Raw genomic sequence first — 20512 nt, forward strand, 5'->3', positions numbered from 1 at the left:
CAATGTGCTCCACCCTGGCGCGGCGCCCCCCCTGTGTTGGTGCCCCCCCCCGCGGCCCCCCCGGTCCCCCCCCCGCAAGGCGGCCCCCCCGCCGGGGGGGGGCCACCGCAGCGGTGGCTCAGGCGTCCTGGCCGAGCCAGAGGTCGGAGCCGAACACCTCGTAGTGGATGTCCGCGGCCGGTACGCCCGCGGCGAGCAGCTGGGCCCGCACCGAGCGCAGGAACGGCAGCGGGCCGCACAGGTACGCGACGGTTCCGGCCGGGACCGGCACCGTCGAGAGGTCGACCAGGCCGGTGCGCTCCTGCGGCCAGTCGCCGAGCGGGCGCTCGTAGAAGACGTGGGCGACGGCGCTCGGCAGCTTGGCGGTGAGCCGGTCGAGGTCGGCGCGGAAGGCGTGCGAGAGCTGGTCCCGGTCGCCGTGGACGGAGATCACCGTCCGGGCGGAGCCGGTGGCGGCGAGGTGGTCCAGCATGGCCGTCATTGGGGTGTTGCCGATGCCGGCCGAGGCGAGCAGCACCGGGCCGGCACCGTCGGCGAGGGTGAGGTCGCCGAGCGGCGGGGCGAGTTCGACGGTGTCGCCGGTGCGCAGGTGGTCGTGCAGGTGGTTGGAGACCTCCCCGGCCGGCGTCCCGTCCGCCCCGGCGCCGGCTCGCTTGACGGTGAACCGCAGCCCGCCGTCGGCGCTCCCGGAGAGGCTGTACTGGCGGATCTGCCGGGCGCCGTCCGCCATCGTCGCCCGCACCGAGACGTACTGGCCGGGCCGGGCGGGCGGGACCGGGTGGCCGTCGGCCGGGCGGACCAGGTAGGTGGTCACGTCGTCGGTCTCCTGGTGGCGGGCGACCACGGTGAAGGGGCGCCAGAGGTCGGCCGGGTCGCCCGGTCCTGCGGCGGCGGTCTCGGCGCGCAGCCGGTCCTCGATCGCGATCAGCGCGTTGGCCATCAGCCAGTACACCTCGTCCCAGGCCGCGGCGACCTCCGGCGTGACGGCCTCGCCGAGCACCTCGACGATCGCGGCGAACAGGTACGTGCGGACGATCCGGTACTGGTCGTCGCTGATGCCGACCGAGACGTGCTTCTGCGCGATCCGGGCGAGCATGGCGTCCGGCCGCTGGTCGGGGTGGGCGATCAGGGCGGACGCGAACGCCGCTATCGAGCCGGCCAGCGCCTGCTGCTGGGTGCCGTTGGCCTGGTTGCCCCGGTTGAAGAGGTCGCGCAGCAGCTCCGGGTGGTCGGCGAACAGCGTGTCGTAGAAGAGCGGCGTGATCTCGCCGATCGCGCCGCCCACGGTGGGCAGGGTGGCTTCGACGATCTCGGCGGACTTGGCGGACAGCATGGGGCTCGCTCCAAACTGGTATCTGAGATGCGCATTAAAGGTCGTGCGGAAGTGCGGCCCGGAGTGGGTGGGGCGTGGCGGGGCGTCAGGTCCGTCCCGGTCGGCCGGGTGGACCGGCCAGATGGGTCAGTCGGCGGGTCTGCCGGTGAGGCTCAGCAGGACGGGCCCGGTGGGCGGGGCGACCAGGTCGTCGATCGAGAGTGCGTCGAGCGAGGCGAAGAACGCCTCCTGGGCGGTCCGCAGCGCCCCGCGCAGCCGACAGGCGGCCCGCAGCGGGCAGGGCGGCTCGTCCTCGCAGCCGACCACGTCGCCGATGCCCTCCAGCTCGCGCAGCAGCAGTCCGAGCGAGCCGGTCCGGCCGGCGAAGGTGAGGGTCAGGCCCCCGCCCCGCCCGCGCCGCGCCTCGACCACGCCGAGGTGCTGCAGCCGGCTGACGACCTTGGCGGCGTGCGTGTACGGCACGCCCACGGACTCGGCCACCTCGCGGGTGGTCGGGTTCGCGTCCTCGTCGAGGACCGCCAGCCGCATGGCGACGCGGAGGGCGATGTCGGTGCTCTTGGTCAGCCTCACGTTCGAAAGGCTAGCTAATGCGCATCCGGGAATCCAATTTCCCGCACGCAGCGCGCCGCACGCCGCACGCTGTGCTCGTCGCTGGGTCGGCAGGGTCGGAGGGGTCGGTGGCGGCCGGTGTTCCACCCCACGGGTGGGCAGGGTTCGAACCGTGACCTGCGAGCCGCGCCGCGGGTCTGTTCCGGCCATCGGCCAACTGCTTTACTGAGCCCGCTTGTTGGCAGGAACATTCGTTGACGACCGGGGGACGTCATGGACAGCGAAGCCCCGCCACCACCGCCGCCGGTTCCGCCGCGGCCACCGCAGCCGCCCGCCGGTGACGGCACGTTCGGCGGCCTGTACGCCGGGTCGCCACCCGCCGCGCCGCCGCTCGGTACCGCGCCGCCGTTCACCACCGGACCCGTGCGCGCTGTCCCGTCCGGGACCGGGGGCGGCCCGGCCGGGACCGGCGGTGGGCGGTCGCCGGTCCCGGCGACGCCGGAGAACCTGCGCGAGCAGGCCGGCCGCGTCCCGGGCGACGCGACCCGCTACCTCTGCGCGGCGGCCTGGCTGGACCGGGACTTCCGTGCGGACCTGATCGAGGAACTGGTCGAGCAGTCGTTCCGGATCCCCGCCCCCTCGCCGGGTACCGATCTGGTCCGGGTGCTGCACGAGGCGCTGACCGCCCGGCGCCGGGAGGTCTGGACCGGCGTCGCCTTCCTGTTGGTGCTGGCGGCGGGGTTCCCGCTGCTCGGTCCGGTGGCGGCGATCGCGGCGATCGGCTTCCTCGTGCTCCTCGGCCTCTTCGGCGGGTACGGCACGGACCGGATGGACCACCGGCTCGGGCTGTCGTTGGAGCGGCTGGCCGTCGTGCGTCCGCCGCGCCGGGCCGCGGGTGGTCGTGCCGAGCGCCTGGGGGCACGGGTGGTCGCCGGCCTGGTGGTTCTGGTGGTCGTCACCCTGGCCTTCCGCTACGTCGACGGCTCGGTCACGAACCCGGTCGGGGATTCGGTCGAGGACCTGGGCCCGGAGCTGCGGGCCCAGGCCGGGCCCGTCGTCGTCGAGCTGATCGTCCTCTGGCTGATCGCGGCCGGGATGCGCTTCGCGATCCGTCGGCGGCTGGCCGCACTTCTCGGGGAGCCGCCCGGCCCGGCGATCGTGCCGCACGGGCGCCGCGCCGCATGGCTGTACGGGCGGTTGCACGAGCAGCAGAGCGGACCGGAACTGCTCTACCGCAACCGGGCTCCGTTGGTCGGGCTGGGCATCCCGGGCCCCTCCTGGCGGATGACCTTCGAGCTGCGGCCCGCCGCCGCGCGAGCGGCCCGGGGGGAGCCGCCCGAGCCGATCGACGCCTCGGTCCTCTATCGGGCGGTCGCCGCGCGGGTGCGGCAACTGGCGCAGGACGACCGCTACCCCGACGACCCGCTGCGCGGGCTCTCCGTCACCGACCGGGTGTTCCGGCCCAGCATGCGCAGCGACGCTCCCCGGCACTGGCGCGGTGCGATGTCCGCCCGGGTCGGTGACCAGGTGCTGCTCGAACCCGCGTGGGCGGACCTGATGGGCCGTTCCGGTCACGAGCGGCTGCGGCACTACCTGGCGATCAGGGTGGGCTCCTGGCAGGAGGAGGTGGTGGTCACCGTCCTGGTCCGCACCACCACCCGCGGCGGGTTGCTCTACCTGGAGTGGCTGCCGTACGTGCTGCCGCCGGTCGACCAGGCGTACCACGTCGTCGACCACCTGGGCCGGCACTCCGTCCTCGGCGACTGGCTCAACGCCCTCGGCTGGTCCGCGCGCCGGCTGAGCCGGGACGTCGCCGTCGCGGTGGGACAGGTGAACCGGGCGTGGGCCTCGCGCGGACACGCCGCAGCACATGCGCGCCGTCACCGGCAGATCCTGGGGGCCGGCTACGCCGTCGACTACGCACCGCGGTTGAGCGTGCGTGAGCTGGCCGCCGCGGACGAGTTCCAGCACATCTTCCAGGCGCACGACGTGCAGCGTTTCCTGAACACCGTCACGCAGCGGGTCTTCAGCGCGGTCGGCGACGAGCTCAGGGCGCGCGGCTACGACAGCGGGGCCTTCGAGGAGCAGTCGCAGAACATCACCAACATCAACAACGGCGGAGTCCAGGTCAACAACAGCGTGGTGCGGGGACCGGTCGCGGGTGGCGCCGGATCCTCGGTGAACATCCGGACACCGTAGAAGAGTTCGGGAAGGGAGAGTCCGATGGACCATCAGTCGGAGGTCGTGGGTGGTGGCCCGGTCGGGCCGCCACCGGGGAGCAACTGGAACAGCGGCGGTGGCATCCAGGTGACCGGCAGCACGGTCATCGGCCCGGTCGCCGGCGGTCAGGGCGCAACCGTGCAGATCGGCGTCGGCGGCGACGCGAACTCCGCCACCGCGCCAGGTGCGGACGCGCTGCGCGCCGCGGCGCAGGCCCTGCGCGTCGCGCTGGCCGGGCTGCGGGTCGAACGGCCGGGCGCGGTGGCGGAGGAGGACGCGGCGGACGCCGACGCGGCCCTGGCCGGGATCCTTGAGGAAACCGCCCGGGACCGGCCCCGCGAGGGCGTCCTTCGCCGCCGGGTGGGCACCGTCGTCGACGCGCTCAGGTCGGTCGCCCTGCTGGCGGCGGCCGTGACCGGGCTGGAGGCCGCGTTCACGGCGTTGATCGGTTAGCGCGCCGATCGGCTGGAGTGTGGGTCGGTTGACGCGCCGATCGGCCGGAGCGCTTGATCGGCGCGCTGAGCGGCCGAAGCGCCGCGCGTCGGAACGGTGCCCGGCATCCCGGTCGTCCGGCAGGTGCTCTGCCGGGTCGTACCCCGGGTGGGCCGGTGTCGCCCCCGGAGCAGGCCGGGGGCGACGCGGTGGCTCAGCTCCGGACCGTCTCCGGCTGCGCGGGCGCGCCCGGGGCCGACGGCGCAGCCGCGACCGGATCGGCGGCGGCCGGGCCGGCGACCAGGACGGGGGCGCTCCGGCGGGCCGGGACGAGGAGGGCGGCGAAGGCGGCCGCCAGGCAGAACACGGCGAGCAGGGTGAACCCGTCCGTGTAGCCCGAGGCGTACGGGCGGCCGGAGGGCTGGAGGTGGCCGGTGACCAGGCTGGTCATCAGCGCGGCGCCGACGGAGCCGCCGATGGTGCGGATGTTGGCGTTCATGCCGGTGGCCGCGCCGGTCTGCGCCGCGGGCACGCTCTGGACGATGAGGTTGCTCATCGAGGCGAAGGCCAGGCCGATGCCGAGCCCGAAGACACCCGCCGCCAGGGCGACCTGCCACGGCCGGTCGTGGAACGCGGCGAGCATCGCGCAGGCGACCGAGCCGAGGACGGCGCCCGTGGTGAGCTGCGCCTTGGCGGGGAACCGGCCGGCCAGCCGGCCGCCGAGGACGCCGGCCACGAACATGGTGACCAGCATGGGCAGCATCAGCAGGCCCGCGCCGGTGATGCTCGCCCCGAAGCCGTAGCCGGCCGAGGAGGGCGTCTGCGCGAAGCCGGGGAGGAACGCCCAGACCGCGTACATGCCGCCGCCGAAGAGCAGGGCGGCGGTGTTGGTCGTCCAGACCGCCGGGAGGCGCATGATGCGCAGGTCGATCAGCGGGTTGCGCGAGCGGGCCTCGACCAGGGCCCAGAGGGCGAACAGGACGACGGCCGCCAGCAGCAGGCCGAGCACGCCGGAGGAGCCCCAACCCCACTTCGAGGCCTGGCTGATGGGCAGCAGCAGCGCCACCAGCCAGCCGGAGAGCAGGACGGCGCCGAGCCAGTTGACGCTGCCCCCGTCGGCGCCCCCGGCGCGCTTGGGCGACTCCGGGATGTAGCGGTGGGCGATCAGGGCGGTGATCGCGACGATGATCACCGGGAACCAGAACAGCCAGCGGTAGTCCAGCGCGCCGACGATCGGTCCGGCCAGGACCATGCCGAGGCCGCTGCCCACCGCGATGACGGCGGACAGGTTGCTGATGCCGGTGGCCACCCGCGAGGCGGGGAACTCGTCGCGGATGATGCCGAAGGAGAGCGGGAACAGCGCGCCGGCGATGCCCTGGATGACCCGGGCGATGATCAGGACGGTGATGTTGGGGGCCACCGCGGCGACCAGGCAGCCCACCAGGAGGGCGCCGAGTGCCGCGACCAGGGTGCGCTTCTTGCCGACCAGGTCGCCCACCCGGCCGAGGATCGGCGTGAAGATCGAGGCGGAGAGCAGGTAGGCGGTCATCACCCAGGTGACGGTGGCCTGGGAGGTGTGCATCGCGGCCTGGACGGTCGGCAGGGCGGGCGTGATCAGCGACTGGAGCAGGGCGAACACGCCCGCACCGGTCGCGAGGACGCCGAAGGTGAGGCGATTGGACGGGCGGCTCATCAGACCTTCTCGGGGCATGGGGCACGCAAGGGTGCGTGCCCGCGGGATGCGTGCGGAACGGGAGTGCCGGGAGGCGGGTGCGCACGGCGCGGACGCGTACGGGCAGGACTCGGCGCCTGCCGGCGGGGGCCGGTGTGTACGGGCGGGAGCGTCGAGAAGCGCGGTGCGGGCGTGGAGCGGGTGGGGACGGAGGTGGGGCGGGCCGACGGTGCGCGGGATCCGGTGCCGGATCGACGGAGGTGCTGGTGGCCGTGCCGGGTACGGCAGCAGGGGCGAGGCCGGGGCCCCACTGCTAAAGTTGAGGCATGCCTCCAGATTAGCGGAGGCGTACCTCCGCTTCAACCCGATGTCCGAAAAGAGATCCCCAGTGACGGAACAGGTCGTGGTCGACGAGTTCCTGGCGGCCCAGCGCCCGCGCCGCGCCGACGCCGCGCGGAACTTCGACGCGCTGCTCGTGGCCGCCCGGGAGGCCTTCGCCGAGCACGGCGCCGAGGCCTCCCTGGAGGACATCGCCCGCCGGGCCGGCGTCGGCATCGGCACCCTCTATCGCAACTTCCCCACCCGCAGGCACCTCTTCGAGACGGTCTACGCCAACGAGGTCAACGAACTGAGCCTGGCGGCCCGGGAGTTGTCCGATGAGTCGCCCTGGGAGGCGCTGGCCGGCTGGCTGCGCCGGTTCGTCGCCTACACCCTCACCAAGCGGGCGATCCGCGAGGCGCTGGAGGGGGAGGAGTCGGACATCTTCCTGGCCTGCCGGCAGTCGATGTACGACGCGGCCGCACCGCTGCTCCGGCGCGCGCAGGACGCCGGAGCGGTGCGGGCGGACATGTCCGTCGACGACCTGCTGCGCCTCGTCTCCGGCGTCAGCTCGGTCGCCTTCCCCGAGGAGGGGCAGCGCGACCGGGTCCTGGGCATCGCCCTGGACGGCGTGCGGGCCAAGGTCTGACCGGTCGCCGCCCGCCGGCAGCGGTCTGTCGGTCCAGCGGCCCCGGGCAGGGGATCAGCGGTACGGGCGGTCCCGGCCACGGGTGTGTCGGCGGCGTCTCCTACGATGACGGGCATGAACGCTGAGGGGTCGGACGCACGGCTCATCGACGGCCGCTTCGAACTGCTGCAGCGGCTCGGCGGTGGAGGCATGGGCCTGGTCTGGCGCGCCCGGGACAACGCGCTGCACCGCGAGGTGGCGCTCAAGGAGGTCCGCCCGCTCGACCCGGCGATGGCGGCCGCCGACCCCGAGGGCGCGCGGGAGCTGCGCGAGCGGGTGCTCCGCGAGGCGCGGGCCCTGGCGCGGCTCCAGCACCCCCACGTGGTGATCATCCATCACATCGTCGACACCGCCGACCATCCCCACCCCTGGCTCGTCATGGAGCTGGTCGCCGGTGGCAGCCTCGCCGACCGGCTGGCCCGGGGCCCGCTCACCGTGCCCGAGGCGGCCCGGATCGGCCGCGGTGTGCTCGCGGCGCTGCGGGCCGCCCACGCCGCCGGCATCCAGCACCGCGACGTCAAGCCCGGGAACGTCCTGCTGCGGCCGGACGGCACGCCCGTCCTCACCGACTTCGGCATCGCCGCCATGCAGGACTCCACCGCCCTCACCAGCACCGGGGCCCTGATCGGCTCGCCCGAGTACATCGCGCCGGAGCGGATCCGCGGTGCGGAGGGCAACCCGTCCTCCGACCTGTGGTCGCTCGGCATGATGCTGTACGTCGCGGTCGAGGGCCACCACCCGCTGCGCCGTGCCACCACGCTCGCCACCCTCGCGGCCGTCCTCGACGAGCCGCTGCCGCCTCCGGTGCGGTCGGGGCAGCTCGGCCCGCTGCTGGCCGCCCTGCTCGCCAGGGACCCGGCGGCCCGACCGAACGCGGAGCAGCTCGACCGGGCGCTCGCGGCCGCCGAGGCCGGGGCCGCCCCGGGGGCGGCCGCAGGTGCGGTGACCTGGTCGCCCACGGGTCTCGACACCCCGAGGCCCGTGGGTCCTGACACCCCGCAGCCCGCGCCGCCGCCGTGGCCGGGCGCCGATTCGGGGACGTTCGCACTGTCCGGTCCCGGCTCGACGTCCGGTGCCGGCTACGGCTCCGGCCCGGTCGACGCGGTCGGCCACCCGGGCCGCACCGGGCCGGTCCACCCGGGCCACCCGACCGATGCGACTCCGCACGGCCGGCCGGTGCCCGCGCCGCGCGGCAGGCGGATGCGGGCGGTCACGTTCGCGGTCGTCGCCCTCGCGCTGACCGGCGTCCTCACCTGGAACCTCTGGCCCGACACCGGTGACGACGGCGGCCACGGCGCCGCCCCGGGCCCGGTGGTGTCCGACCCGGCCGCGACCGGCGTCACGGATCCCACCGCGACCACCACCGTGTCGACCCCGGCGGCTCCCCTGCCCGCCCCCTCCACGCCGGCGACCACGAAGTCCGCGCCGCCGTCCGCCGCACCGGACTTCCTCACCCCGGCCGGCGTCCGCACCACGGTCGACGCCGTCCGCCCCTACCTGGCCGACTCCAGGATCACCACGCTCACCGTCTACCCCACCTACGCGAGTGCTTCGGGGCCCACCGCGGCCGACCCCACGGTGTACGACCGGCTCGACTACCGCGACGGCAAGGTCACCCGCACCCCGGGCGGCACCATGACGTCCCGTGAGAAGACGGTCGACCTGCGGAGCTTCGACTGGGAGATCATTCCGGCGCTGCTCCAGAAGGCCCAGGACACGCTCAACGTCCCCAATCCGACCAGCCGCTACCTCATCATCGGTCCGGACAGCAGCGACGGCGCGCCCAGCATCCGCGTCTACCTCTCGGGCGCGTACGGCGGCGGCTACCTCTCCGCCGACACCAAGGGCACGGTGAAGCGGTCCTTCCCGCGCGGCGACTGAGCACCCGACCCCGAGTGCCCGCACCTGAGCGCCCGGGCGCCCAGGTGCGCGCGGCGGCTCAGTCGGGCGGCGGCAGCACGCGGAAGGCCAGCAGGGCGATGTCGTCGCGGGTGTCGGCGACCTGGGCGAGCACGTGGTCGCAGAGCTCGTCCAGCGGCCGGTGGCCGGCCTCGCCCGCCGCCAGCGCGAGTCGCTCCAGGCCGGCGGAGAGGTTCTCCCCGGGCACCTCGACCAGCCCGTCGGTGTAGAGGAGCAGGGTGTCCCCGGGCGCGATCTCGGTGTAGTGGGTGTGGCGCAGCTCGGAGGGGGCGACGCAGAGCGGTACGTCCGTCTCCTCGGTGCTCAGGAACCGGGGCTCGCCCGAGGCGGGCACCAGCAGCGGCGGCGGGTGCCCGGCGTTGGACCAGGCCGCCCGCCAGCCGTCACCGCCGAACGTCAGGTTCAGGTGGACGGCGGTGGCGAAGGCGGCCACGCCGAGGCCGTCGGCGGCCGTGTCGAGCGCGGTGAGCGTGTCGGCGGGGGTGTGCAGGTGGGTGCGGTTGTAGGCGACGGACCGCAGCATGCTGCGCAGCTGCCCCATGGTGGTGGCCGCGGTGAGGTCGTGCCCGGCCACGTCGCCGATGGTCAGGGCGAGCGAGCTGTCGGGCAGGAGGAACGCGTCGTACCAGTCGCCGCCGACCTCGGCGGCCCGGTTGCCGGGCTGGTAGCGGGCGGCGAGCTCGGCACCGGGGACGGCGGGCGGGGCGGTGAGCAGCGCGCGCTGGAGGACGAGCGCCACCTGCCGGGTGCGCTGGAGTTCGAGGGTCTGGCGCAGGGTCGCCTGGGCGCGCTGGAGGACTTCCTGGAGCAGGTCGATGTCGGGCCGGCCGGGCGGCGGGGTGTCCTCGCAGCTGGCCGCCGCGGCGAGGGCGACGGTGGTGCCGTCGATCACGATGGGCAGCAGGGTGAGGCTGGTGGCGCGGGCCCTGGTCAGCCACTGGGCCGACTCCCGGGGGACGACGCCGGGCGGGACGCCGCCGACGGGGAAGGTGAGCAGGGCCGGGGTCTGGCGGGCGACGACCCGCAGGGCGGCGGGCCCGAGCCGGTAGCTCTGCTGGCGCAGCGCGGGCAACGGCGGCAGGCCCGGCCGGGCGGTGGAGGCGATCCGGACGCCGAGGATCTCGTCGGGCCGGGTGGTGTGCTCGCGGGTGGAGAGCAGGAACACCGTGCAGGCGTCGGTGAGCTCCGGGACGACGAGGTCCGCGACGGCGGCGAAGGCGTCGTCGGGGCGGGCGGTCTCGGTCACCGCGAGGGCACCTGCGAGCAGGCGCTCGCGCAGCCGGTTGCGCCAGCGGTCCTCGATGTCGGACGTGGCCCCGACCCACTCGACCGGCCGGCCCTCGCGGACGATCGGCACCGCGCGCGCGGCGACGTGCCGATACTCCCCGGAGGCGGTGAGCACCCGGAAGGCGTGCTCGAACATGGACGGCTCGCCGTCCGCCGCCTTGGTCCACTGCTCGGCCAGTCCGGAGCGGTCCCGGGGGTGGATGAGCTCGAACCACGCGGCGTCCATGGTCTCCCGCCAGGGCTGCCCGGTGAGCCGCTGCCAGCCGGGCACGAGCTCGGCCATGGTGCCGTCCGCGCGGATGATCCAGACCAGTTGGGAGACCGCGGAGATCAGTGCCTCGTACCGCTCCAGGGCGCGCAGGCGGTCGGTGGAGAGCTGTTCGGCCTGCTGGGCGGTGTGTACCTCGGTGGTGGTGTCGATCGCGGCGATCAGGATGCCGGGGCCGAAGCGGGAGGAGATCGGTGAGCAGCTGTAGACGAAGTGCCGGTGGTCGTCGTCCTCGTCCCCCGGCCGCTCCAGCGTCCGGGGCGTGGTCACCTGGCGGGCGGTGCCGTCGGCGAGGACGAGGTCGAGCGTGTCGAAGAACCGCTCCACACCGGGCTCGCCGAACAGCTCCCGGATGGGCACGCCGATCGACCGCGGCCCGAAGAGGTCGCGGAAGGCGTCGTTGCGGTAGACCAGGCGGTGTTCCCGGCCCGCGGTCAGGGCGATCGCCACGATCGCCCGATCGAAGACCTCGGGTGTCAGCTGCGGCTCGACCACCGCGTGGTGCCCCCTTGTCCGGTGTTGTGTCCTGTGGCGCTCGGGTGCCCGAAGGCCCGTGGGTGGTGCTCGGGCCTCCGGCCGCCTTCGGGTGGGTCGCCCTCGGGCCGGGGTGCCCTCAGGCGGTCGTCCGCGGGCCGTTGCCTGCGGGCTTCCCGTCCCGGCGGACGGCGCCGCCGCCCACCGGTCGGCGATCACCGAGGCCGCCCTTGGCACGATACGTTCTGACCGGTGCATCTGTACCGTTATGCCACGATTGTCGCCCTTGATGGAGTGAGGTGTCGGCTCCCGTCCGCCGATCGTCCGCCGACCGGCCGCCGGTCGTCCGCCGGAGAGCGAAGCGTCCTCACCCGCCCGGCAGCACGCCGACCGTCCGCCGGGGTCCGAGCCCGCTCACCCGCCCGGCAGCACGCTCGACAGCGGCAGGCCCTCGAAGAAGGCCACGGCCTCCTCGCGCCAGTGCGGGCGCCAGCTCGCGGCTTCGGCGCCCGCGGCCTCGGCGCAGCGGCGCATGTCGGCGCGGAGCTTCCCGTCCACGCCCAGGTGCCGGGCCAGCTCGCGGACGCGCTCGACCGTCGCGGCGGAGCACTGCGGATCGCCGAGCGCGGACTCCACCACGGCCCGCTGCGCCTCGTCCGCGGCGGCGAGCAGCGCGCTCACGGCGTAGCTGCGGCGGCCCGCGCGGAGGTCGGCGCCGGTGGACTTCCCGGTGGCGGCCTCGTCGCCGAACAGGTCGAGGTAGTCGTCGCGCAGCTGGCCGCCGATACCGACCAGGGTCGCGTACCGGCGCAGCCGCGCGTCGTGGCCGGCCACGTCCTCGCCGGCGGCCAGCAGCCCCAGCCGCAGTGGGGCGAGGACGGAGTACCGGGTGGACTTGTACTCGCAGACGGTGTGCAGGAACTCCTCGTCCGGGAGCTCCTGGAAGTCGCGTTCGAGGTCGACGATCTGGCCGGCGACCGTCTCCGCGCCGGCGTTCAGCTGCACCTCCAGCATGGCCTGCCGCAGCTCGGCGGGGACGTCCGCCTCCAGCAGGACCCGCATCGAGAGGAAGGCGGCGAGGTCCCCGGCCAGGACGGCCAGGCCCAGGGCGGTGCGGTCGGCGGCCGGGAACTCCTGGCGGTAGGCGTAGTAGGTGGACGGGCCGCCGCGGCGTACGGGCGCGTCGTCGATGATGTCGTCGTGGACGAGCCCGTGGGTCTGGAGCAGTTCGATGCTCAGCGCGGCCTCCGCCAGGCCGGGCACCGGGTCGGTGGTCACCAGCCGGGCGGCCTCGTAGAGCAGAGCGACCCGGAGCCGCTTGCCGCCGCGTAGCGAGAGGTCCCGCAGCAGCTCCAGGCAGCGCGGGGTGAAGCGGCTGAGCGGCGGCGTGTCGAGGTGCTCCGGCAGGGAGGCGAAGTAGGCCTCGAAGCGGAGGTCGAACCGGCGCCGGTGGCCGGCTGCTCGTTCGCGGGCGGCTGCCATGATCGTCTCGTTCACGAGCCCTACCCTCGCATCCGCGCGCCCGCGCCCGCCGCCGGGGTCGGGTCGGGCCATGCGATCTGCCGGTCGAGCCGCTCCAGGAGGATCTCGGCCTCACGTTCCTCCGCCTCCGACCGGTGCGGCGGCGCGTCTCCGCTTCGAAGGGGACCTCGCTTGGGCTCGCACCGGTCCGGTCCGGCCCACGAGCACGACCGGTGGCCGCCGGTCGGTCTACGATCGCCGGATGGTGACCGTATTGGTGAACGGACTTCCGGGCGCGGGGAAGACCACCCTCGCCCGGGCTCTGGCAGGGGAGTTGAAACTGCCGCTGTTCAGCAAGGACTCCGTCAAGGAGACCCTGGCTGACGCCCTCGGAGCGGAACCCGCGGTCGGCACCACCGCGCGCGAGTGGAGCGACACCCTGGGCCGCGCCGCGGCGGAGACGCTGTGGACGCTGCTGACGTACGCGCCCAACGGCGCTGTGCTGGAGAGCCCGTGGCTGGGCCATGTGCGCCAGTTCGTGATCGCGGGACTCGCCCGGGCAGGCGTGGACGAGGTCCAGGAGGTCTGGTGCAACGTGCCGTTGGCGGTCGTACGACACCGGTTCGCCGAACGGGCAGCGAGCAGGCACCCCGTGCACCTCGATGACCAGCCGGATTCCGACGAGCGGTGGGAGGTGTGGAGCCGGACGGCCGCACCGCTGGGCCTCGGGCCGGTGCATCACGTCGACACGACCCGTCCGGTGGACATCCCGCTGCTCGCGAAGCACATCCGGGAGACAAGCGGCGAAGGGCACGCGATCGTCCCGTAGGCGAAGCGCGGGCACGGCCGTCCTTCGTGATCACGGAGCGTGGAGAACTCCGTGATCGGGTGGACCCGTGCCCGCCCTGCGACCGCCCTGCCTCCCGGAGCTGCGGAAGCCGCCTACTGCCGGTCGATCCAGTCGGCCACGGCCGCAGCGACTTCGGCAGGACTCCGGCCGGTGGTGGTGAACTCCTGCTTCACCAGGCACCGGAGTTCCTCGGCGTCCTTGATCGCGTCCTCGATCCGGTCCGGATCCCACCCGCGGGCGGCGAGGCGGGCACGGCGGTCCGCGTCGACGCAGTCGAGGCGTGCCCAGGTGACGCGCGGCGGGTCCACGACGTCTCCGGCCGCGCTCGCCCATTCGCTCGGCGTCAAGGGACAGAGGATCAACACGGGTCCGCCGGCCCGGAGCATCATGGTCGCGATCTTCACCCAGAGCCTGTTGTAGGCGGGCCAGACGGGACTCGCCGAGGGAGAGATGATGTCGACGCCCAGCAGCCTGCCGTCCGGCTCCGGCAGCTCATCGAAGTCGGCGATGCCGAACGGGTACTCTCCCAGGTGCCGCAGGAGCGTGGACTTTCCGGCTCCCGGCGCGCCGGTGATGACGTGAAGCTTCGGCAACCGGCCTTCCCTCCCGAGTTCGCTGTGCTCTGCCGACAGACGCTCGTCACCCTACCGTCGCGGGTGGAACTGCCGGTCACGGCCACTGGTTGACGGCCGCGACGAGAACGGTCGCCTCGTAGCGGACCGGGAGCCTGTCGTATCTCGTGGCCACCGCGCGGCGGTTGAGGCGATTGACGCCGCACTCGACCGCGTGCCGGTGGGCCCGCACGACTTCTTCTGCGACGGCGGAGGCAAGCGTGACGATCCCCGGCGGGTCGTCGAGCTGCTTGCCCCCGGTGGCCTGCTCATCCTGGACGACTTCACGCCCTCGTCCCACTGGCCGCCCCGTTACGGCGGCGAGGTGGATGAGCTCCGGCTCTTCTACCTCGCCCATCCCGCCCTTCACGGCACCGAAGTACTCACAACACCCTTCAGCTCGGCGGTTGTCGCGACACGACGCCCCTAGCCGAGAACCTTCGCGGGGTGGGCGGTGTGCGTCCGTTCCCCTCGTCGGCACCGTGGCCGACGATGCGTCATCTCCCGTTCTCGGTGGCGGTGATCTCGCGAACCGCCCGGTCGTAGCGGTGGAAGAGTCGGGGGCCGGGGGCTTCGTCGGCCTCCTCGGCGCGCAGCAGCAGCCGCCAGCAGTCGGCGGTCAGGGCCCGCGCCTCGGTACCCGGCCAGGGCCGGGGCAGCAGTTCGGGCGGCAGCAGCGGGTCGGGAGCGGTCGCGCGGGTGAACTCGGCGGCCAGCTCGACGGTGACCGCGAGGCGTTCGGTCCGGCCCGGCGCGGAGGCTGAGGTGAGCCTGGTCAGCCGCTCGCGGGCGACGGCGGCCAGCCGGCGGTGCCCGCCGGCGACGTCCCCGAGCGGCCAGAGCCGGCGGGCCAGTGCGAGCGGGTCGGCCTCGCCGCCGATCCGCAGGTCGGTGCTGGTCAGCAGGGTGACGCAGTCGGCCACGCCGAGCCGGTCGACCGCCGCCTCGACGTACGGCTCCCAGGCGTTGGCGCAGGCGTAGACACCGCCCTGGACGGCTGCCCCGCCGAGCCGCACCAGTTCCTCGCGCAGCGCGTCCCGGGCCGGCCGGGCGGCCTCGGGGACGGCGAAAGCGGCGAGGTGCCAGGTGCCGTCCCACGGCGCGAGCCCGGCGTCCTGGGCGTACATGTGGCGGACGAAGTCGACCTCGGGCTCGGCGGCCCGCCGGGCCTCGGCGGTCTCCCGCAGGACGGCGCGTCGGCCGCGGCCCTCCTGGACGAGCAGGCCGTCGGCGGCCATCCGCTTGATGCAGAGGCGCACCTGCTGGTCGCTCATCCCGAGCGTGCCGGCCACGTCGTAGAGCTCGCCCGCGTCGACCGTGCCGTCCGCCCGGACCATGCCCTCCACCAGCGTCCGGGTGGCGACCTCGGCGCGTGGTTCCTCCGTCATCGTGCCCGGCTCCTTCCGGTGGTCCGCCCTCGTGCACCAGGGATTGTAGTACGCTCGAAACTATCGAAAGTGAAACGATAGTTCTTGATTCGATAGATCGGACCTCCGATGGCACGACGGAAACCCCGCATCCGGCGCAGGCGGCTGCTCGGCTCCCTGCTCGCCCTCGCCCTGCTGATCGGCGTGGCGGGCGGCTGGGTGCTCTACCGGAACAGCTATGACCTGCGGGAGCAGCGGGTCACCATCACCGGTGGTGCGCAGCCGCTGGACGGCGTGCTCGCCCGGCCCGAGGGCGGCGACGGGCCGTTCGGCCTGGTGGTCTTCGTCCACGGCGACGGGCCGACCGACGCCACCCACGACACCTTCTACCGCCCGATCTGGGAATCCCTCGCCGAGGCCGGCTACGCCTCGCTCTCCTGGAACAAGCCCGGCGTCGGCGGCGCCCCCGGCGACTGGCTGGACCAGAGCATGGACGACCGGGCCGACGAGGCCGCCGCCGCGATCGCCTGGGCCAGGTCGCAGCCCGGGATCGACCCCGACCGGGTCGGCCTCTGGGGCGCCAGCCAGGCGGGCTGGGTGCTGCCCAAGATCGCCGAACGGGCGCCCGGCATCCGGTTCGTGATCGCCGTCTCCCCGGCGGTGAACTGGTTGCGGCAGGGCCGCTACAACCTGCTCGCCGAACTCGCCGACGACCACGCCCCGCAGAGCCGGATCGACGCCGAACTCGCCCGCCGGGAGCGCGTCAACGAGCAACTGCGCAAGGGGGCCACGTACGAGCAGGCCCGGGCCGCCGTCGGCGCCGACCTGGGCGACCTGACACCCGCGCGCTGGCGGTTCGTCCTGCGGAACCACACCGCCGACGCCACCGCCGACCTGGCCGCGCTCAAGGTGCCCGTCCTGCTGGTGCTCGGCGGCCGGGACCGCAACGTCGACATCGCCGACACCGAAGCCGCCTATCGGCGACTCCTCACCGCGCCCGGCCAGTTGACCGTCCGCAGCTACCCGGCGGCCACCCACGGGCTGGCCAGGCCGGAGGTCGAGGACGGCTCGCTGTACGGGCTGCTCGTCGCCGTCACCTCGCCGCGCTCGGTCTTCACCGACGGCTACCTGGACGACCAGCGCCACTTCGTGGCGACCACGGCGCCGGTCGGGGGCCGGCGATGAGGATCCTCGCCCTCGGCGGCGCCGGAGCCATGGGCGCGGCCGCCGTCCGGGCCGCGATCGCCCTGCCCGGTGTCAAAGAACTCGTCGTCGCCGACCGGGACTTCGCCGCCGCGAGCCGTCTCGTCGCCGAACTCGGCTGCGCTCCGGTGGACGTGACGGCTCGTCGGATCGATGTCACGGATGCGGGGCGGCTCGACGACGTGCTCGCCGGAGCGGACGTCGTGCTCAACACCGTGGGCCCCTACTACCGGTTCGGCCCGGCGGTGCTGGCGGCCGCGATCCGCGCCGGCACCCACTACCTGGACCTCTGCGACGACTGGGAGCCGACGGTCCGGATGCTCGAACTCGACGGGGCCGCCCGCCGCTCCGGCGTCACGGCGGTCCTGGGGATGGGCGCCAGCCCCGGCATCTCCAACCTGCTCGCCGCCCTCGCCGCGGGCCGGCTCGACACCGTCCACGACGTGTACACCGCCTGGCCGGTCGACGTCCCCGACACCGGCGAGGAGCTCACCGGGCCGGACGGCCGACCGGGCGCCGCCGCCGTCCACTGGATGGAGCAGATCAGCGGGACCGTCGCCGTCGTCGAGCGCGGGGAGGCGGTGCGCCGGCCGCCGCTGCGCCCGGTCGCACTGGCCCTGCCGGGCGGCCGCGGCGGCACCGGGTACACCGTCGGCCACCCCGAGTCGGTCACCCTGCACCGCAGCCTCGCGCCCGGCGGGAACGCGGCCTGCCTGATGGTCGTCACCCGGGGCACCGTCGCCTTCCTGGACGGCCTGCGGCGCGACCTCGACCGGGGGCGGCTGGACAACGAATCGGCCGCGGCACTGCTGGCCGACCCGCCGCTCGGGCGCGCCCTGGCTGCTGGTGCCCGCGCCGCACGGTTGCGTGGACCGGGGACGCTGCCGCCGTTCTTCGCCGCCGCCACCGGCCTGCGCGACGGCCGACCGCTCACCGTCCTGGCCCGCCCCGCCGAGGACCCGCCGCGCCTGCTCGCCGACATGGCCCGGGCCACCGGCATCCCGCTCGCCCTGGGCCTGGCCCAACTGCTGGACGGCACCGCCCGCCGGCCGGGCGTCCACCCGCCGGAGTCCGTGATCGACGCGCGGCGCTTCTTCCGGGACCTGGAGCCCTACTCGCCGGGTGTGGTGGTGGAGGAGGGGTCGGCCACTCGACCGCTCGCTCGACCCCGTGCGCACCGCCGACGGGCGCAGGGCCGGTGGTGAACGCGCCGGTCCACCTCCACCCGGTCGGGCTCAGGAGCCGCCGCGATGCGCCAGCACCGCCACCTGCGGCCCGAAGCAGACCACCAGCCGGCCGCCCGGTGCGGCCGCCAGCCCGCGCACCGGGTGCGGGAAGCGCAGCACGGGGCCGACCTGCTCGTGCGTCGCCAGGTCCCAGACGCGCACCGTGCCGTCGTCACTGCCGGAGGCCAGGGCGGCACGCCCGCCGATCGTCGTCACGGCCAGTGCCCACACCCCGGCCGTGTGGCCGCGCAGTTCCGCCCCGTCCGGCCGCCGTCCGCCGGGCGCGAGGTCCCAGAGCCGTACGGCGCCCTGCCAGTCGCCGGTGACCACCACCGGTCGGCCGCCCAGGTCGGCGAGGGCGACGGCGTCGACCGCCGAGGTCGCCGCGGCGCGGAAGGCGGCGACCGGCACCCCGGCCGTGAGGTCCCACAGCCGGACGTCCCCGTCCCAGCTCTGGTGCACGTTCATGCCGCTGCTCGACACCGCGAGCAGACGGCCGCCGACCACCGCCGCCGCCACGGCGTTCAGCGCGTACTCCCGGCCCCCGACGGGCTCGCCGAGCGGCCGGGCGGAAGGCCCGGCATCGGTGAGCTCCCAGCCGCGCACCGTCCCGTCCTCGTGACAGGTGACCGCCACCGGCCGGCCGTCGAGGACGGTCGTCGTCACGGCCGTCGCGTCATCGGCGGGCAGCGTCCGCAGGCAGCGGCCGGACGCCGGGTCCCGGGCGAACTCGGGCCGGTGGTCGCCGACGGCGAGGACCACCGGGGCGCCGTTCCGCGTGTCGAGCGCCACGCGGTCGAACCGGCCGACGGGCAGCTCGCCGAGCACGCGGCCGCCGTCCACCTCCCACACCCGTGCGACGCCCTCCCCTCCCGCCGTGACCGCGAGCGCGCGGCCGTCCACCACGGCCGTCGCCACGCTGCCGATCGGCTCCCGATGGCCTGCGGCCCGGCCGGCGGCCGGAGGCCCGTCGGCCGCCGGGTCGGTGGTCCACTCCACGGCCCACGGCTCGGCCACCTCGATCGCCGGTACGGGTGCGGGGATCGGCGCCCGGGGAGGGGGCGGTAGGGCTCGGCGGCGCCGACGACGGAAGATCACGGGCCCAGTATCGGGTAGCCATGCGCGGGCCCCGACGTCCGATCGACCCGTCGGGCCCGCTTCGACGCGCCAGGAAGCGGCCAGGGCCTCGGAAACACGGCTTCCGCCGGGGCGGACGCGCCGGGGCGGGACTCGGCGGGCCCAGCCAATTCACCAGCAGTGTCCGCTGGTCAGGCCCTCGCCGGGCACGGGCGTGGCGAGGGACAGGACGGCGGAGGGCTGGGGATAACCCCCGTATCGATCTGGGTGTCAACACGCTGGGCGGCCGGTGCGACGGCCCGGCACGCTGGGCATGAACGGGGACGAGCAGCAGGAACGGGGAAGATCGATGAAGGCACGTGTGGGGGCCGCGGGACTGTGGGTCGGGATGTGCGCGGTGGCGGTGTCGGGGTGCCTCCCGGCGGCGACCGTCGCGGAGCGGGGGCCGGCAGCACCGCCCGCCGGCCTCAAGGAGGCCATCGAGCAGACCGTCACGGACGGATTCCCGGGAGTCGTGGCGTATGCGAGGCGTGGAGAGCTGGAGTCACGAACGGCGGCCGGGCTCGCGGACACGGCGAGCGGCGAGCGGGCCAGGCCGGACCAGCGGTTCCGGATCGCCAGCAACACCAAGTCCTTCGTGTCGACGGTGCTGCTGCAACTGGAGGGCGAAGGACGGCTCTCACTGGACGACAGCGTGGAGAAGTGGCTGCCCGGGGTCGTTCAGGGAAACGGCAACGACGGCCGGGCCATCACCGTCCGGCAGCTGCTGAACCACACCTCGGGGATCTACGACCCCACCACCGAGCCGGAGTTCTTCGCCCCCTACCTGGAACGTCACGACTGGGACCACGTCTACACCCCGCGGGAGGTGATCGCCCGGGCTGTCCGGCACGAGCCGCTCTTCGCCCCCGGCGGCGGCTGGACGTACTCCAACACCAACTACCTACTCGCCGGTCTGGTGATCGAGGCCGCCACGCACCACAGCGCGCCCGCCGAGATCCATCAGCGGATTCTCGCCCCGCTCGGCCTCAAGGACACCTCGTTCCCGGTGACCGACCCGGCGATTCACGGCCCCCACCTGCACGGCTACGACCTCAAGGGACAGGATGTGACCCGGTTCAGCCCGTCGTACGACTGGACCGCCGGTGCCATGGTCTCCACGGTCGACGACCTGGCGCGCTTCCATCGGGCCCTGTTCACCGGCAAACTCCTGCACCCCACCCAGCAGCGCGAACTCCTGACCACGGTGCAGTTCCCCGACGCCCCGGCCTACGGACTCGGCGTGCAGCGGATGGACGTGCCGTGCGGCTCGGAGCCGGGCACCGAGCCGATCAGCGCGTGGGAGACCGACGGTGGCGGACCCGGCTTCACCAGTGTGTCGCTCACCGCGGCCGACGGTGAGCGACAACTGGTCCTCGCCGTCAATGTCTTCGACCTCGGGGCCGACCTGAAGGGCGAGCCGCCCGTCCCGCGGAGCAAGGGGATGATGAAGGCGCAAGCAGCAGCCCTGTGCAACTGACGCGACGTCATGACATCGCGGCAAGGGGTGTTCAGGC

At 74.4% G+C, this 20512-nt stretch carries 16 protein-coding genes and 1 pseudogene; 9 read left to right on the plus strand and 8 right to left on the minus strand.

Features of this window, described 5'->3' with window-relative positions; translation table 11 throughout:
* Positions 1 to 118 precede the first annotated feature (118 nt).
* Together ACFVYI_RS17305 and ACFVYI_RS17310 are read right to left on the minus strand one after the other, a co-directional pair.
* Positions 119 to 1333, minus strand: a complete 1215-nt coding sequence (locus ACFVYI_RS17305) for a globin domain-containing protein (RefSeq protein ID WP_387886123.1) — start codon at positions 1331 to 1333, stop codon at positions 119 to 121.
* 126 nt (positions 1334 to 1459) lie between these two features.
* Positions 1460 to 1903 (minus strand): RrF2 family transcriptional regulator, encoded by a 444-nt coding sequence (locus ACFVYI_RS17310; RefSeq protein WP_387886126.1) that lies wholly within the window; start codon positions 1901 to 1903, stop codon positions 1460 to 1462.
* Positions 1904 to 2305: 402 nt separating this feature from the next.
* Here ACFVYI_RS17310 and ACFVYI_RS17315 point away from each other — a divergent pair, with 402 nt between their 5' ends.
* Together ACFVYI_RS17315 and ACFVYI_RS17320 are read left to right on the plus strand one after the other, a co-directional pair.
* A complete protein-coding gene (locus ACFVYI_RS17315) occupies positions 2306 to 4081 on the plus strand; it encodes a hypothetical protein (RefSeq protein ID WP_387886127.1) in 1776 nt (591 codons plus the stop codon).
* A 24-nt stretch (positions 4082 to 4105) separates the two neighbouring features.
* Positions 4106 to 4555, plus strand: coding sequence for a hypothetical protein (locus tag ACFVYI_RS17320; RefSeq protein ID WP_387886128.1), 450 nt, complete (start codon positions 4106 to 4108; stop codon positions 4553 to 4555).
* 193 nt (positions 4556 to 4748) lie between these two features.
* Here the strand turns inward: ACFVYI_RS17320 and ACFVYI_RS17325 are convergent, their stop codons facing one another.
* Positions 4749 to 6227, minus strand: a complete 1479-nt coding sequence (locus tag ACFVYI_RS17325) for an MFS transporter (protein ID WP_387886131.1) — start codon at positions 6225 to 6227, stop codon at positions 4749 to 4751.
* A 367-nt stretch (positions 6228 to 6594) separates the two neighbouring features.
* On the opposite strand from ACFVYI_RS17325, the gene ACFVYI_RS17330 reads away from it, so the two are divergent.
* Positions 6595 to 7173 carry a TetR/AcrR family transcriptional regulator gene (locus ACFVYI_RS17330; RefSeq protein WP_387886133.1) on the plus strand — a complete coding sequence of 193 codons (579 nt, stop codon included), beginning with the start codon at positions 6595 to 6597 and terminating at the stop codon, positions 7171 to 7173.
* 114 nt (positions 7174 to 7287) lie between these two features.
* Positions 7288 to 9093 (plus strand): protein kinase, encoded by a 1806-nt coding sequence (locus ACFVYI_RS17335; RefSeq protein WP_387886134.1) that lies wholly within the window; start codon positions 7288 to 7290, stop codon positions 9091 to 9093.
* Between the two features lie 58 nt (positions 9094 to 9151).
* Here the strand turns inward: ACFVYI_RS17335 and ACFVYI_RS17340 are convergent, their stop codons facing one another.
* On the minus strand, positions 9152 to 11182 hold the full coding sequence (locus ACFVYI_RS17340) for a SpoIIE family protein phosphatase (RefSeq protein WP_387886135.1): 2031 nt from the start codon (positions 11180 to 11182) through the stop codon (positions 9152 to 9154).
* A 393-nt stretch (positions 11183 to 11575) separates the two neighbouring features.
* Positions 11576 to 12643, minus strand: coding sequence for a polyprenyl synthetase family protein (locus ACFVYI_RS17345; protein WP_387886252.1), 1068 nt, complete (start codon positions 12641 to 12643; stop codon positions 11576 to 11578).
* Between the two features lie 241 nt (positions 12644 to 12884).
* Here ACFVYI_RS17345 and ACFVYI_RS17350 point away from each other — a divergent pair, with 241 nt between their 5' ends.
* Positions 12885 to 13451: an AAA family ATPase gene (locus ACFVYI_RS17350; protein ID WP_387886137.1), complete on the plus strand. Its 567-nt coding sequence runs from the start codon at positions 12885 to 12887 to the stop codon at positions 13449 to 13451.
* A 113-nt stretch (positions 13452 to 13564) separates the two neighbouring features.
* On the opposite strand, the gene ACFVYI_RS17355 is transcribed toward ACFVYI_RS17350, so the two are convergent.
* Positions 13565 to 14065, minus strand: a complete 501-nt coding sequence (locus ACFVYI_RS17355; protein ID WP_387886138.1) for a hypothetical protein — start codon at positions 14063 to 14065, stop codon at positions 13565 to 13567.
* A gap of 214 nt (positions 14066 to 14279) precedes the next feature.
* On the opposite strand from ACFVYI_RS17355, the pseudogene ACFVYI_RS17360 reads away from it, so the two are divergent.
* Positions 14280 to 14513, plus strand: a pseudogene (locus tag ACFVYI_RS17360) (transferase); the annotation flags it as partial.
* A gap of 67 nt (positions 14514 to 14580) precedes the next feature.
* Here ACFVYI_RS17360 and ACFVYI_RS17365 read toward each other — a convergent pair.
* Positions 14581 to 15471, minus strand: coding sequence for a PaaX family transcriptional regulator C-terminal domain-containing protein (locus ACFVYI_RS17365; protein ID WP_387886140.1), 891 nt, complete (start codon positions 15469 to 15471; stop codon positions 14581 to 14583).
* A 108-nt stretch (positions 15472 to 15579) separates the two neighbouring features.
* Here ACFVYI_RS17365 and ACFVYI_RS17370 point away from each other — a divergent pair, with 108 nt between their 5' ends.
* Both ACFVYI_RS17370 and ACFVYI_RS17375 read left to right on the plus strand, forming a co-directional pair.
* Positions 15580 to 16635, plus strand: a complete 1056-nt coding sequence (locus tag ACFVYI_RS17370) for an alpha/beta hydrolase family protein (RefSeq protein ID WP_387886142.1) — start codon at positions 15580 to 15582, stop codon at positions 16633 to 16635.
* On the plus strand, positions 16632 to 17858 hold the full coding sequence (locus tag ACFVYI_RS17375; protein WP_387886144.1) for a saccharopine dehydrogenase family protein: 1227 nt from the start codon (positions 16632 to 16634) through the stop codon (positions 17856 to 17858). The genes ACFVYI_RS17370 and ACFVYI_RS17375 overlap by 4 nt, the downstream gene beginning before the upstream one ends.
* Before the next feature lie 30 nt (positions 17859 to 17888).
* Here ACFVYI_RS17375 and ACFVYI_RS17380 read toward each other — a convergent pair whose 3' ends face one another.
* Positions 17889 to 18977 carry a WD40 repeat domain-containing protein gene (locus tag ACFVYI_RS17380; protein WP_387886146.1) on the minus strand — a complete coding sequence of 363 codons (1089 nt, stop codon included), beginning with the start codon at positions 18975 to 18977 and terminating at the stop codon, positions 17889 to 17891.
* 328 nt (positions 18978 to 19305) lie between these two features.
* Between ACFVYI_RS17380 and ACFVYI_RS17385 the strand changes: the two genes are divergently transcribed.
* Positions 19306 to 20475 carry a serine hydrolase domain-containing protein gene (locus ACFVYI_RS17385; protein ID WP_387886147.1) on the plus strand — a complete coding sequence of 390 codons (1170 nt, stop codon included), beginning with the start codon at positions 19306 to 19308 and terminating at the stop codon, positions 20473 to 20475.
* Positions 20476 to 20512: the final 37 nt, after the last annotated feature.

It is taken from the genome of Kitasatospora sp. NPDC058218 (assembly GCF_042882445.1).
Lineage (GTDB): Bacteria > Actinomycetota > Actinomycetes > Streptomycetales > Streptomycetaceae > Kitasatospora.

Bases quoted from the DNA above. Each gene is read 5' to 3' on its own strand.
- ACFVYI_RS17305 (WP_387886123.1), bottom strand. From the start codon at position 1,333: ATGCTGTCCGCCAAGTCCGCCGAGATCGTCGAAGCCACCCTGCCCACC.
- ACFVYI_RS17320 (WP_387886128.1), top strand. From the start codon at position 4,106: ATGGACCATCAGTCGGAGGTCGTGGGTGGTGGCCCGGTCGGGCCGCCA.
- ACFVYI_RS17325 (WP_387886131.1), bottom strand. From the start codon at position 6,227: ATGAGCCGCCCGTCCAATCGCCTCACCTTCGGCGTCCTCGCGACCGGT.
- ACFVYI_RS17335 (WP_387886134.1), top strand. From the start codon at position 7,288: ATGAACGCTGAGGGGTCGGACGCACGGCTCATCGACGGCCGCTTCGAA.
- ACFVYI_RS17345 (WP_387886252.1), bottom strand. From the start codon at position 12,643: ATGGCAGCCGCCCGCGAACGAGCAGCCGGCCACCGGCGCCGGTTCGAC.
- ACFVYI_RS17350 (WP_387886137.1), top strand. From the start codon at position 12,885: ATGGTGACCGTATTGGTGAACGGACTTCCGGGCGCGGGGAAGACCACC.
- ACFVYI_RS17365 (WP_387886140.1), bottom strand. From the start codon at position 15,471: ATGACGGAGGAACCACGCGCCGAGGTCGCCACCCGGACGCTGGTGGAG.
- ACFVYI_RS17370 (WP_387886142.1), top strand. From the start codon at position 15,580: ATGGCACGACGGAAACCCCGCATCCGGCGCAGGCGGCTGCTCGGCTCC.
- ACFVYI_RS17375 (WP_387886144.1), top strand. From the start codon at position 16,632: ATGAGGATCCTCGCCCTCGGCGGCGCCGGAGCCATGGGCGCGGCCGCC.
- ACFVYI_RS17385 (WP_387886147.1), top strand. From the start codon at position 19,306: ATGAAGGCACGTGTGGGGGCCGCGGGACTGTGGGTCGGGATGTGCGCG.